The 12,282-nt window shown below is 71.2% G+C and carries 11 protein-coding genes; 5 read left to right on the forward strand and 6 right to left on the reverse strand.

The window, feature by feature from the left end; all coding sequences use genetic code 11:
• Window positions 1-1,950 carry an NPCBM/NEW2 domain-containing protein gene (locus tag AB0L65_RS47355; protein ID WP_364260488.1) on the forward strand — a complete coding sequence of 650 codons (1,950 nt, stop codon included), beginning with the start codon at window positions 1-3 and terminating at the stop codon, window positions 1,948-1,950.
• A gap of 17 nt (window positions 1,951-1,967) precedes the next feature.
• Window positions 1,968-3,557 (forward strand): beta-N-acetylhexosaminidase, encoded by a 1,590-nt coding sequence (locus AB0L65_RS47360; protein WP_364260692.1) that lies wholly within the window; start codon window positions 1,968-1,970, stop codon window positions 3,555-3,557.
• Here the strand turns inward: AB0L65_RS47360 and AB0L65_RS47365 are convergent.
• A complete protein-coding gene (locus AB0L65_RS47365) occupies window positions 3,554-4,063 on the reverse strand; it encodes a DUF2087 domain-containing protein (protein WP_357735930.1) in 510 nt (169 codons plus the stop codon). The two genes, AB0L65_RS47360 and AB0L65_RS47365, sit on opposite strands and share 4 nt — an antisense overlap.
• A gap of 17 nt (window positions 4,064-4,080) precedes the next feature.
• Between AB0L65_RS47365 and AB0L65_RS47370 the strand changes: the two genes are divergently transcribed.
• On the forward strand, window positions 4,081-4,644 hold the full coding sequence (locus AB0L65_RS47370; protein ID WP_364260491.1) for a hypothetical protein: 564 nt from the start codon (window positions 4,081-4,083) through the stop codon (window positions 4,642-4,644).
• A 182-nt stretch (window positions 4,645-4,826) separates the two neighbouring features.
• Here AB0L65_RS47370 and AB0L65_RS47375 read toward each other — a convergent pair whose 3' ends face one another.
• Genes AB0L65_RS47375 through AB0L65_RS47385 form a run of 3 tightly spaced genes read right to left on the reverse strand, consistent with a single transcriptional unit; the run spans window position 4,827 to window position 9,204 of the window.
• Window positions 4,827-7,334, reverse strand: a complete 2,508-nt coding sequence (locus AB0L65_RS47375) for a DUF3516 domain-containing protein (RefSeq protein WP_364260695.1) — start codon at window positions 7,332-7,334, stop codon at window positions 4,827-4,829.
• Between the two features lie 41 nt (window positions 7,335-7,375).
• Window positions 7,376-7,873 carry an N-acetyltransferase family protein gene (locus AB0L65_RS47380; protein ID WP_363972322.1) on the reverse strand — a complete coding sequence of 166 codons (498 nt, stop codon included), beginning with the start codon at window positions 7,871-7,873 and terminating at the stop codon, window positions 7,376-7,378.
• Between the two features lie 59 nt (window positions 7,874-7,932).
• Window positions 7,933-9,204: an acyltransferase gene (locus AB0L65_RS47385; RefSeq protein WP_364260494.1), complete on the reverse strand. Its 1,272-nt coding sequence runs from the start codon at window positions 9,202-9,204 to the stop codon at window positions 7,933-7,935.
• Window positions 9,205-9,474: 270 nt separating this feature from the next.
• On the opposite strand from AB0L65_RS47385, the gene AB0L65_RS47390 reads away from it, so the two are divergent.
• Window positions 9,475-10,710 carry a sensor domain-containing protein gene (locus AB0L65_RS47390; RefSeq protein WP_364260497.1) on the forward strand — a complete coding sequence of 412 codons (1,236 nt, stop codon included), beginning with the start codon at window positions 9,475-9,477 and terminating at the stop codon, window positions 10,708-10,710.
• On the forward strand, window positions 10,701-11,348 hold the full coding sequence (locus AB0L65_RS47395; protein ID WP_350727058.1) for a response regulator transcription factor: 648 nt from the start codon (window positions 10,701-10,703) through the stop codon (window positions 11,346-11,348). The genes AB0L65_RS47390 and AB0L65_RS47395 overlap by 10 nt, the downstream gene beginning before the upstream one ends.
• 104 nt (window positions 11,349-11,452) lie before the next feature.
• Here the strand turns inward: AB0L65_RS47395 and mihF are convergent, their stop codons facing one another.
• Both mihF and AB0L65_RS47405 read right to left on the reverse strand, forming a co-directional pair.
• Window positions 11,453-11,758, reverse strand: a complete 306-nt coding sequence (mihF, locus tag AB0L65_RS47400) for an integration host factor, actinobacterial type (RefSeq protein ID WP_043641121.1) — start codon at window positions 11,756-11,758, stop codon at window positions 11,453-11,455.
• Between the two features lie 102 nt (window positions 11,759-11,860).
• On the reverse strand, window positions 11,861-12,265 hold the full coding sequence (locus tag AB0L65_RS47405) for a heme-binding protein (protein WP_364260500.1): 405 nt from the start codon (window positions 12,263-12,265) through the stop codon (window positions 11,861-11,863).
• Window positions 12,266-12,282: the final 17 nt, after the last annotated feature.

A 12,282-nucleotide genomic window follows, 5' to 3' on the forward strand; every position in this document is an offset into this window, starting at 1 on the left:
ATGCGCATCCTCACGGCCGCCACCGCGGCGGCCCTCCTCGCCATGCCCTTCGTGCCGTTAGCCGGCACCTTGGCCAGCACCGCCGAAGCGGCGGCCGGTCCGCCGATGGGCTGGAGCAGCCGGTCGCTCGGCTGCTCGGTCTCCGAGTCGTCGGTACGCAAGGCCGCCGACGCCCTCGTGCCCCTCGTCCCGCTCGGCTACCGGTACGTCATCGTCGACGACTGCTGGCTGGCCGCGCAGCGCGCGGGCGGAGCCCTCGCCCCGGACGCCACCCGCTTCCCCGGCGGTGTCAAGGCCCTGGCCGACTACGTCCACGGCAAGGGCATGAAGCTGGGGCTCAGCCTGTCGGCGGGCACCAAGGCGTGCTCCGGCGGCGGCCCCGGCTCGTACAAGAGCGAGGCCGCCGACGCCGAGCAGCTCAAGGGCTGGGGCGTCGACTACGTCAAGTACGACTGGTGCAACATCCCCGCCGCCGACTTCCCCGGCCAGAACGTGCAGCAGATCGCCCAGGTCCTCTACCCCCGCATGCGCCAGGCCCTCGGCGCGGACGTCGTGTTCGCCATGAACAACGAGGACGGCAGCACCGTGCCGTGGCTCTGGGGCAAGGGCGCGGGCGCCACCACCTGGCGGACGAACGTCTACAACCGCCCCATCCCCGACACCTACGCCACGATGGTGGACATCTGGGAGACCAACCAGCTCAGGGCCGAGTACGCGGGCCCGGGCAGCTGGGCCGACCCCGACCTGATCCAGGCCGGACGCGGCGGGATGACCGAGGCCGAGTACCGCTCCCAGTTCACCCTCTGGGCCGTCGGCGCCGCGCCGCTGATCCTGCAGGCCGACCCGGCCGCCGCGCCGCCCTCGGTCGTGGCCAACCCCAAGGTCGTCGCCGTCGATCAGGACTCGCTGGGCGTCCACGGCACATTCGTCAAGACCGACGGCTGGTACCACGTGCTGTCCAAGCCGCTGGCCAACGGCGACCGGGCCATCGCGCTGTTCAACGAGAGCGACCGCGCGGCCACCATCGCGACCCGGCTCGGCGGCTCGCGCTACCGGGTCGAGGAGCTGTGGAGCGGCGCGGTCGCCTCGTCCAAGGGCGAGCTGTCGGCCCAGGTCCCCGCGCACGGGGCGCTGCTCTACCGGGTGAGCGAGAGCCGCGAGCAGGCGCCGCCGCTGGTGACGTTCGAGGCCGACCCGCCCAAATTCCTCGGCGACGACCGGCCCTCGGTGCTGGAGCCGGGCAAGGCCGGCGAGATCGTCACCCGGGTCACCAACACCGGGGCCACCGCACGGCTGCGTGACGTCGAGGTCGCGGCCCGCGTACCGGACGGGTGGCAGGTCGCCGCGCGCACGCCTGCCAGGGCGAGCCGGCTCGACGGCGGCGAGACGCTCACCGTGAAGTGGGCCGTCACCCCGCCCGCCGGCGCGACGCCGGGGAACTACGAGCTCACCTTCACCCAGGGCGCCCAGACCGCCGTGGCCGTCGTGACGGTCGCGACGGCGCCGGGGCCGGGGCGGACCTCCCTCAGCGACGTGGCCTGGACCAGCGCCAAGAACTACTTCGGCCCGGTCGAGAAGGACACCAGCAACGGTGACAAGGCGGCCGGCGACGGCAAGCCGATCACCATCGAGGGCGTCACCTACGCCAAGGGCCTCGGCGCCCACGCGCCCGCCGAGATCGAGTACTACCTCGCCGGACGCTGCTCCACCGTCGAGTTCCAGGCCGGGATCGACGACGAGGTCGGCGCGGCGGGCTCGGCCGACTTCGAGGTCTGGACCGACGGCGGCCGGGTCGCCCACTCGGGCGTGCTCACCGGCGCCATGCCCGCCCGCAAGGTCACCGCGTCCGTCGAGGGCGCCAGATATGTCCGGCTGGTCGCGACCAACGGAGGCGACAACGCGACCTCCGACCACGCCGACTTCGCCGACGCCGCCATCATTTGCAAGTAAGGAGTCTGCCGTTGTTGATCGTTCCCAAGCCCGTCAAGCACGAGCCCAGGCCAGGGGCGTTCGTTCTCGACCGCGAGACCTCGCTCGCCGCCGACCCGGCGCTCGGCGAGGTGGCCGCCTGGCTGCGCGGCGAGCTCGCCCCCGTCACCGGTGGCCAGCTGCTGCCGGGAGGCTCGGGAACGATCACCCTGGCGCTCGGCGACCTGCCGCCGGAGGCGTACCGGCTGACCGTCGGCGCCACGGTGGAGATCGTCGCGGGCGGTCCCGCCGGGGCCTTCTACGGAGCGCAGACGTTCAGGCAGCTGCTGCCGCCCGCCGCCTTCAGGAAGGCCGGGGGCGGCCCCTTCGAGGTGCCCGGCGCGTACGTCGAGGACGCGCCCAGGTTCGGGTGGCGCGGGGCCCTCCTCGACGTCGCCCGGCACTTCATGGTCAAGCGGGACGTGCTCCGCTTCATCGACCTGCTGGCCCTGCACAAGCTGAACGTCCTGCACCTGCACCTCACCGACGACCAGGGCTGGCGGGTCGAGATCCGCCGCTACCCGAGGCTGACCGAGGCCGGCTCCTGGCGCAAGGAGAGCCAGACCGGCTGGGACGGCCCCATGGACGGCCGCCCGCACGGCGGCCACTACACCCAGGACGACATCAGAGAGATCGTCGCCTACGCGGCCGCCCGGCACGTGACGGTGGTCCCCGAGATCGACCTGCCCGGCCACACCCAGGCCGCCATCGCCGCCTACCCGGAGCTGGGCAACCTGGACGCGCCCCTGGAGGTGCGCACGACCTGGGGCGTCGGCCACAACGTGGTCAACGTCGAGGACAGCACGATCAAGTTCTTCCAGAACGTGCTGGACGAGGTGCTCGACCTGTTCCCCAGCCCGTACATCGTGCTGGGCGGCGACGAGTGCCGCAAGGACCAGTGGCGGGCCAGCCCCGCGGCGCAGCGGCGCATCGCCGAGCTGGGGCTGCGGGACGAGGAGGAGCTGCAGAGCTGGTTCATCCACCAGTTCGACGCCTACCTGACGGCGCGCGGCCGCCGGCTCGTCGGCTGGGACGAGATCCTGGAGGGCGGCCTCGCGCCCGGTGCGGTGGTCGCGTCCTGGCGCGGCGAGCTGGGCGCGGTGACCGCCGCCAGGAGGGGCCACGACGTGATCAACTGCTCGAACACGAGCCTCTACCTGGACTACCGGCAGGGGCCGGGGGAGGAGGAGCCGGTCCCGTTCGGGACGGTGCTGGCGCTGGAGGACGTCTACGCCTTCGAGCCCGTGCCCGCCGACCTGCGCGGCGAACCGGCGGCCGACCGCGTGCTGGGCGCGCAGTGCTGCCTGTGGACGGAGCTGATCGACTCCGCCCGGCACGCGGACTACATGGCCTTCCCCCGGCTCACGGCCTTCTCCGAGACGGTGTGGAGCTCTCCCGAGCGCGACCTGGCCGACTTCCGCACGCGGCTGGCGGCGCACCTGCCCCGCCTGGAGGCGATCGGCGTGGAGTACCGGCACGAGGAGGGGCCGCTGCCCTGGCAGACCCGGCCCGGCGTGCCGGGCCGGCCGGAGGACCCGGAGCGCTGGCAAGCCAAACTCGACGCCTGGACCAGCAACCTGCGCCGTTAGACCTCTACGGTGCCGATGTCCACGTGCCCGCCGCTGCGCCAGTAGACGTTGCCCTCCCTGGAGAGCAGTCCCTCGTCCACCAGGTAGCGGCGCAGCGCCGCGTAGTCGTCGTGGAAGGCCCGCAGCGTCACGTTGACGTCCTTCTCCGGGTAGCGCACACCCGGCTCGAACAGCGTGGCGATGTAGCGCAGCACCACGAGCCGCTTGTCGCGGCGCATCCCCATGGTCGTCAGCCGCCCGTCCACCAGGAACGTGCGCAGCACCCGCTCATCGGCGCTCAGCGCCTGCGCCGGCTCGGCCCGCGCCCGCAGCAGCTCCCTGAACCGCTCGGGCGCGGCCCGCCACTTGCCGCTCTCGTCACACGTCGCCAGGCCGCCGCCGGCCAGCTTGCGCAGTGCCTTGGGGGACAGGCCGTCGGTCTCGCCCAGCACCAGGGAGGCGAAGGTCCGTAACGTGTCGTCCTGATAGAGCAGTCCGAGCACGCGCCTGAGTTCTTCGTCGTTCACCCCTACCATTTTGTCGCATGATCCCAGCGCTGTTAGTCGCGGTCTCGCTCGCCATCCCGAACAACTTCCTGCTGTACGAGAAGGCCGCCGCCACGAAGGACGACAACCCCGAGACGAGCTGGACGGCCAGCGGCAAGAGGTCCGCCGCCCTGGTCGTCAACCCGTGCCAGAAAGCCAGGCTCGCCCAGTCGGGCCGCGCCCAGGCCAGGACGCTCACCTACACCGCGGTGCCCGACTACTCCAAGTCCGAGCAGGTGATCCTCTACGCGACGGCCGAGGCCGCGGGCAAGGCCCTGCGCGACCTGGGCGCCGCCGTACGCGCCTGCTCCCGGTCCGGCTACCGCTACTCCGCCGCCGCGATGGACCTCGGCGACGAGGGGCTGAAGGTCACCGGCCAGGCATACCAGGGCAAGAAGGCCGCCGTCGGCGGCGAGCGGGCCATGGTGACCCGCCGCGGGAACGCCCTGATCCTCTACACCGTGGCCGGCGAATGGGGCAAGCCCGCCAAGGCCGACTTCAAGCAGCAGACCAGTGACACCAAGCGCATGCTCGCCAAGGTCTGCACCATCGCCGACTGTTGATTGCGAGAAATGTCTCGATCTTGGGACATTGTCATGACACGACCCCGACGTTCCACCGAGGACACTTGATCCGACAGGCGTGTGCCGGGGCGCCCTTGCCAGTCCGTTCCGGCACACGGCTTGTCATTTTCTGGGGCTGCATTGGGCTTCGGGGGCAGCCCCAGCGCAGCTTCCCAGCCGCCTCAGAGTCTGTTGAGGCCGGTCACGTGCAGGACCGCGCGGCCCTCCTCGTCGGAGGCCGCCAGATCCACCTGGGCGTCGATGCCCCAGTCACCGTCGCCGGCCGGATCCTTGATCGTCTGCCGGACCTTCCAGAGCCCGCTCTCCTCCTCGATCCGCAGCAGCGCGGGCCCGCGCGCGTCGGCGTCGGTGAAGATCTCCTCATGGTCGGCGTAGTACGCGTCCAGCGCCGCGCCCCAGTCGACGTCGGGAGCCAGCTCCTCCAGCTCCTCCTCCTTCTCGATGGCGCACAGCTCCACCAGCCGGAACATCGCGTTGCGCACCAGCACGCGGAAGGCCCGCGGGTTGGCCGTGACCGGCCGCACCTTGGCCTCCAGCTGGTCCTTCTGCTCCAGCGCCTCGGCCGGGTTGGTGAGCTTCTCCCACTCGTCGATCAGCGAGGAGTCGACCTGGCGGACCAGCTCGCCGAGCCACTCGATCAGATCGACCAGATCGTCGGTCTTGAGGTGCTCGGGCACCGTACGCGACAGCGTCCGGTAGGCGTCGGCCAGATAGCGCAGCACCGTGCCCTCGGACCTGGTCAGCTCGTAGAACTGGATGTAGTCGCTGAACGTCATCGCCCGCTCGAACATGTCGCGGATGACGGACTTGGGGCTGACCGTGTAGTCGCCCACCCACGGATGCCCGCGCCGGTAGGTCTCGTAGGCCCCGAGCAGCAGGTCCTCCAGCGGCATCGGGTACATGACCTCGGCCAGCTGCTCCATGCGCTCTTCGTACTCGATGCCGTCGGCCTTCATCTGCGCGACCGCCTCGCCGCGCGCCTTCTTCAGCTGCGCCGACAGGATCTGCCGCGGGTCGTCGAGGATCGACTCCACGATCGAGACGATGTCCAGCGCGTACGACGGCGACTCGCGGTCGAGCAGGTCGAACGCGGCCAGCGCGAACGTGGACAGCGCCTGGTTGAGTGCGAAGTCCTCCTGCAGGTCGATCGTCAGCCTGGCCCGCCGGCCCTGCTCGTCGGGCTCGGCGAACTGCTCCACGATGCCGCCCGCCAGCAGCGACCGGTAGATCGCGATGGCCTGGCTGATGTGCCGCCGCTGCCACTTGCGGTCCTCGTGGTTGTCGGTCAGCAGGTGCTTCATCGCCTGGAAGCAGTCGCCCGGCCGGTTGATGACCGCGAGCAGCATCGCGTTGCTGACCTTGAAGCGGGAGTTGAGCGGCTCCGGCTCGGCCTCCTGGAGCTTCTGGAAGGTCTCCTCGCTCCAGCCCACGAACCCCTCCGGCGGCTTCTTGCGCGCGTAGCCGCGCCGCCGCTTGGGGTCGTCGCCGATCTTGGCCAGGGCCTTGGCGTTCTCGATGTCGTGCTCGGGGGCCTGGCAGGCGACGTAGCCGATGGTGTCGAACCCGGCCCGGCCCGCCCGGCCCGCGATCTGGTGGAACTCGCGGGCGCGCAGCCGCCGCACCTTGTTGCCGTCGTACTTGGACAGCGCCGTGAACAGCACCGTCCTGATCGGCACGTTGACGCCGACGCCGAGGGTGTCGGTGCCGCAGATGACCTTCAGCAGCCCCGCCTGGGCCAGCCGCTCCACCAGGCGCCGGTACTTCGGCAGCATCCCCGCGTGGTGCACCCCGATGCCGTGGCGCACCAGCCGGGACAGCGCCCGCCCGAACCGCGTCGTGAAGCGGAAACCCCCGATCATCGTGGCGATGGCCTCCTTCTCGGCCTTCGTCGCCATGTTGATGGACATCAGGGCCTGCGCCCGCTCCATCGCCGCCGCCTGCGTGAAGTGCACGACGTAGACCGGCGCCTGCCCGGTCTTGAGCATCTCCTCCAGCGTCTCGTGCAGGGGCGTCATCCGGTAGGAGTAGATCAGCGGCACCGGGCGTTCGGCGTGCTTGACCACGGACGTCGGCCGGCCGGTGCGCCTGGTCAGGTCGCGCTCGAACATCGACACGTCACCGAGCGTGGCCGACATGAGGATGAACTGCACGTTGGGCAGCTCCAGGATCGGCACCTGCCACGCCCACCCGCGGTCGGGCTCGGCGTAGAAGTGGAACTCGTCCATGACGACCTGGCCGATGTCGGCCCCGGCGCCGTCGCGCAGCGCCACGTTCGCCAGGATCTCGGCCGTGCAGCAGATGATCGGCGCGCCCGGGTTGACGCTGGCGTCGCCGGTCATCATGCCGACGTTCTCGGTGCCGAAGATGGCGCACAGGTCGAAGAACTTCTCCGACACCAGCGCCTTGATCGGCGCGGTGTAGAAGGTGCGCTGGTCGCGCGTCAGCGCCGCGAAGTGGGCGCCCGCGGCCACCAGCGACTTGCCTGAGCCGGTCGGGGTGGCCAGGATCAGGTTGCTGCCGGAGACGACCTCGATGAGCGCCTCCTCCTGAGCGGGATAGAGAGTGAGCCCCCGCTCGGAGTTCCACTGGACGAACGCGTCGAAGATCGCGTCCGGGTCGGCGTCGATGTCTTCGGGCAGGCGGTCAACGAGTAGGCTCACGCTCTCTATCCTGCCGAAGTTTGCCGGGTGGTCGAACCGGCAGGGGCCTTTTATCGCAAGTCGAGCTGAAGCAGCACGGTGTCGATCCAGCGCCCGTGCTTGAATCCGACCGCCCGCAGCCGCCCGGCCTCCTCGAATCCGAACGCCTTGTGCAGCCGGGCCGACGCCGGGTCGCCCGAGTCCGCGATCACCGCGATCATCTGGCGGGCGGGGGTCTCGCCGGTCTTCTTGATCAGTTCGGCGAGGAGCAGCTTCCCGAGCCCCCGTCCGGTGAAGGCGGGCGCCAGGTAGATCGTGTCCTCGACCGTGTGCCGGTAGGCCGGCTTGGGGCGGTACTGGGCGACGTAGGCGTACCCGGCGACCGCGCCGTCCACCTCGGCCACCAGGAACGGCAGCCCCGCGCCCGCGATGCCGTCCGCCTTGGCCCGCCACTGGCCGATGTCGAGCGGCGTCTCGTCGAACGTGGCCACGCCGCCGGTCACGTAGTGGGCGTAGATGTCGGCGACGGCGGGCAGATCGGCTTCGGCAAGGGCGCGGATACTCGTCATGGCTCACATTCTGCGCAACGGCGTATGACGGCGGCGTTTCGCGATCCTCACCCGTTCCTTCACGTCCGTGCCCGCGGCGCGGTCAGCAGCAGCCCGCCGAGCAGGGCGAGCACCGCGAGGAACGGCCCGCCGCCGGGCGCGAACCCGCCCACCGTCAGGGTCAGCACCCCGCCGCCGATCAGCACGACCGAGGCGAGCGTGCCGCCCCATCCGCCCTTCCCGTACGGCAGCGCGGGCGGCGTCTCGAACCTGTGGAACCCCTTCAGCAGCGGCCACATGACCAGGCACAGCAGCCCGAACCAGATCGGCCACCCGGCCAGCCAGAACGCGCTGCCGGGCCGCGGCGTGTCGATCCCCAGCAGGACCACCACCACGCCGGTCACCGCGAACAGGGCCGGCATGTGCCAGAGGTACACGGTCATGATCCTGGGGCTCGCCCAGGCCAGCAGGCGGCCGGTGCGCAGCCGGAGCAGCCACGGCCGCAGCAGGGTGACCAGGCCGATCTGGCCGATCCCGACGGCCAGCATGGCCAGGGTGGGCGGGGCCATGTTCGACACCTCGGCGCCCGGCAGGCCGATCATGCTGCTCGGGTAGGGGCCGTAGGCCACCAGCAGGGCAGCGGCCCCGTACCCGCCGATCGCCAGCGCCCACGGGCGCCGCAGCCGGCCCTCGGCGTAGAAGAAGCCGAGCTGGTGCACCGCCAGCCAGACGAACACGATGTTCAGGTAGCCCAGCGCCTCGAACCCGGTCGAGAAGCGCACCACGTCCGTCAGCACCGCCCCGGCCGCCAGCGCCGCGGGGACGCGCAGGCCGTACCGCTCGTGCAGGCGCAGCGCGTACGGGGTGGCCGTGACGGCGATCAGGTAGACGGCCAGGAACCACAGGAGCTGGCCGGTCAGCCGCGCGCCCGTCTCCAGCGGCTGCGGCGGCACCCCCAGCGTGAGCAGCACGTGGGGGAGCGGGATCCACACCGCCGCCAGCGGCAGCAGCGGCCAGGCCAGCCGGCGCAGCCTCGTGGCCAGCCACCGCTGCGCGCCCTTGTCCGCCCGGGCGAAGCTGATCGCGTTCGCCGCGCCGCCCGCGAAGAACACCAGCGGCATGACCTGGCTGATCCACGTCACCACCCACACGCCGGGCGTCGAGAGCGCGTTCCCCGTGGTCAGCCGGCCGCCGTCATAGGTCAGCACCGGGATCGTCCAGTGCTGGAACACGATGAGCGCCATGCCGAAGACACGCAGCAGGTCGATGAACGGGTCCCGCACCGCCGTGCGGGTGCCCGCGCGGGACGGCGCCGCGGGAGCGGCGGTGGGGCGGTCCAGCAGGACGGTCATGGGAGAGCCTCGATTCGCACGGAGCGGTGAGCCTGGGGCGGAGAGCGGTAGCTTGCGTGACCAGCGGAGCCCCGTGCGAGCGCGACCAACAGGCACGAGGAGCTGAATCAAGGCTCCCGCCGGGGGCGTCCGCGCACATTGCCGCTCACCACCGTCTTGCGGTGGAGATCACGTGACCCTCCGGGGTAGGGCTGGCCCTACCCTCGGACACCCGTACACCCGCTCGTGCCGGTGACCGCCACGCCATACGGTGATTCCATGCGCTCCCGGATGAGGCGTGTCCTTCTCGACACCCGTTACACGCTCGTCGGCTTCCCCACGGCCGTCATCGGCTTCGTGATCATGCTCGCCGGCTTCGCGGCCGGCCTGGGCACGGCGATCGTGTGGCTGGGCGTGCCCTTGCTGGCCGGCACGCTGCTGGCCGCCCGGGGCTTCGCCGACGCGGAGCGCGGCTGGCTCGCCGACGTGCTGGACCGCCCGCCCGTACGGCCCCGCTACAAGCCCGCGCCGCCCGGAGCGGGCCGCTTCCGCCGGGCGGTCAACCCGCTGACCAGCGGGCAGTCCTGGCTCGACCTGCTGCACGGCATCATCAACCTGCCGTTCGCCATCCTGTCGTTCGTGCTCACCGTGGTGTTCTGGGCGCTCCCGCTGGCGGGCCTGACCTATCCGGTGTACGGCATCATCACCTCGCGCATCCCCGGCAACGTGGAGCTGCCCGAACTGCTCGGCCTGGGCGACGGCTACGGCGTCAACTCGATCTTCTACGTCTCCCTCGGCCTGGTCTTCGCCCTGATCATGCCGTTCGCCGTGCGCGGCTCCGCGCTGCTGCGCGCCGGGCTCGGCCGGGCCCTGCTGACCGGCGTGGCCGAGCTGCAGGAGCGCATCGACGACCTGGCCCAGGGCCGCGCCGCCGCCGTCTCCGCCGAGGCCAACGCGCTGCGCAAGCTGGAGCGCGACATCCACGACGGGCCGCAGCAGCGGCTGGTCTCGCTGGCCATGGAGCTGTCCAGGGCGCAGCGGCAGATGGCCAAGGACCCCGAGGCGGCGCAGGCCACCATCAAGTCCGCCATCTCCGCCACCCGCGAGACGCTCGACGAGCTGCGCGCGCTCTCGCGCGGCATCGCGCCGCCCATCCTGTCCGACCGCGGCCTCGCGCCCGCCCTGGCGGCCCTGGCCGGGCGCTGCACGGTCCCCGTCGACCTCGACGTGCAGACCGTCGAGCGCTACCAGGCGGCGGTGGAGAACGCCCTCTACTTCGTCTGCGCCGAGACCCTCACCAACGTGGCCAAACACAGCCGCGCCACCAGCTGCGCGATCCAGCTGGTCCGCATCGGCGACATCCTCATGCTCACGATCGGGGATGATGGGGTCGGCGGCGCGCACGTCGCCAAGGGACACGGTCTCGCCGGGCTGGCCGACCGGCTCCGCGCCGTCGACGGGGAGCTGAGCGTGCAGTCGCCGGACGGCGGGCCGACAGTGATCGTGGCGGAGGTGCCGTGCGGGTAGTCGTGGCCGATGACGCGGTTCTGATCAGGGAGGGCCTGGTCAGGTTGCTGGAGGAGTTCGGCTGCGAGGTGGTCGCGACCGTCGGTGACGGCGACGCCCTCGTGCTGGCGATCGCCGAGCACAGGCCGGACGTGTCGGTGGTCGACGTGCGGATGCCGCCGTCGTTCACCGACGAAGGGCTCAAGGCGGCCGTGGAGGCGCGGCGCAGGGTGCCAGGGGCGCCCGTGCTGATCCTTTCGCAGTACGTCGAGGTCTCCTACGCCGACGATCTGCTCGCCGACGCCAGGGGCGCGGTGGGTTACCTGCTGAAGGACCGGGTCGTCGACGTGGACGAGTTCCTGGAGGGCCTGCGGCGGGTGGCCGCGGGCGGGACGGTGTTCGATCCGCAGGTGGTGTCCCAGTTGATGGTGCGCAGACGTAAGGACGATCCGCTGGCGCAGCTGACGCCGCGGGAGCGCGAGGTGCTCGGGCTGATGGCCGAGGGGAAGTCCAATCCGGCCATCGGACGGCAGCTCGTGATCAGTGACGGGGCCGTGGAGAAGCACATCAGGAGCATCTTCAACAAGCTCGGCCTCTACGCGGAGGACAGCGACCAGCATCGCCGGGTGCTCGCCGTCCTGACCTACCTGCGTTCCTGATCCTCCCACCGGTCGAGGGCCGGTCCGGGGGAGGGGCGAGGGGGGTGTCGAGGGGTGGTGGCCGGTCCGCGCGGCGTCGCGCGCGGACCTGGCCGCTCGGGGGATTAGCCGAGCGCGTCGACCAGCTTCTTGCGCTGCTGGGCGCCCAGGCCGCCGAGGCGACGCTTCTCGTCGACGCCCGCCTCCTCCATCAGCGCGGTGGCCTTGGCCGGGCCGACGCCCTTGACGGCGCGCAGGGCCTGCGACACCTTGATCTTCTTCGCGATGTCGTCGTCGCGCTCGAGCAGCTGGGCGAACGTCAGCTCGCCGGCCTTGACCTTGGCCAGCAGGGCGGTGCGGGCCGCACGCGCCTCGGCGGCCTTGGCCAGAGCCGCCTGACGCTGCTCGGGGGTGAGAGTGGGAAGTGCCATCTCGGTTCTCTCCTCGGGGAGTTTACGTTCGGGATTCTGTTACCCGTGGTGCAGTGGCTAATCATGGCGGATACCAGCGGTTCGTGTTGCGAAAAGCGCCGCTCAACGTGTCCGCCAGACCTCCGCGGCCGCTTCCGCGCAGACCACGTCCTGCGTGATCGTGCCTCCGCTGACGCCTATGCCGCCGACCACGCGTGCTCCCCCACCGTAGTCCGCCCAGAGCGGGATGCCGCCTCCGACGCAGACGTAATCATGCCTGGGCAGGCCATATAGGTCACCTCCCGGAGCCGTCCGCACGGCCAGCTCCGCGGTGGGTCCGCGCAGGGCCACCGAGGTGTACGCCTTGCCCTGCGCGAGGCCCGGCCCCGCGATCTCCGCACCCTCCATACGCTGGAAAGACACCAGATGTCCGCCCTCGTCGACCACCGCCACGGAGATCACCGCGCCTTCGCGGATCGCCCGCCTGACGGCGGCCTCGGTCATGCGGAGCGCGAGCTCGAGATTCACGCGTGCTTCCCTCGGAT

This window comes from Nonomuraea sp. NPDC052116 (assembly GCF_040680035.1).
In the GTDB taxonomy this organism is placed as follows: domain Bacteria; phylum Actinomycetota; class Actinomycetes; order Streptosporangiales; family Streptosporangiaceae; genus Nonomuraea; species Nonomuraea angiospora_A.

What these genes read in the sequence shown, in the direction of transcription:
- AB0L65_RS47355 (WP_364260488.1), top strand. Translation starts at nt 1, where the DNA reads ATGCGCATCCTCACGGCCGCCACCGCGGCGGCCCTCCTCGCCATGCCC.
- AB0L65_RS47370 (WP_364260491.1), top strand. Translation starts at nt 4,081, where the DNA reads ATGATCCCAGCGCTGTTAGTCGCGGTCTCGCTCGCCATCCCGAACAAC.
- AB0L65_RS47380 (WP_363972322.1), bottom strand. Translation starts at nt 7,873, where the DNA reads ATGACGAGTATCCGCGCCCTTGCCGAAGCCGATCTGCCCGCCGTCGCC.
- AB0L65_RS47385 (WP_364260494.1), bottom strand. Translation starts at nt 9,204, where the DNA reads ATGACCGTCCTGCTGGACCGCCCCACCGCCGCTCCCGCGGCGCCGTCC.
- AB0L65_RS47390 (WP_364260497.1), top strand. Translation starts at nt 9,475, where the DNA reads ATGAGGCGTGTCCTTCTCGACACCCGTTACACGCTCGTCGGCTTCCCC.
- mihF (WP_043641121.1), bottom strand. Translation starts at nt 11,758, where the DNA reads ATGGCACTTCCCACTCTCACCCCCGAGCAGCGTCAGGCGGCTCTGGCC.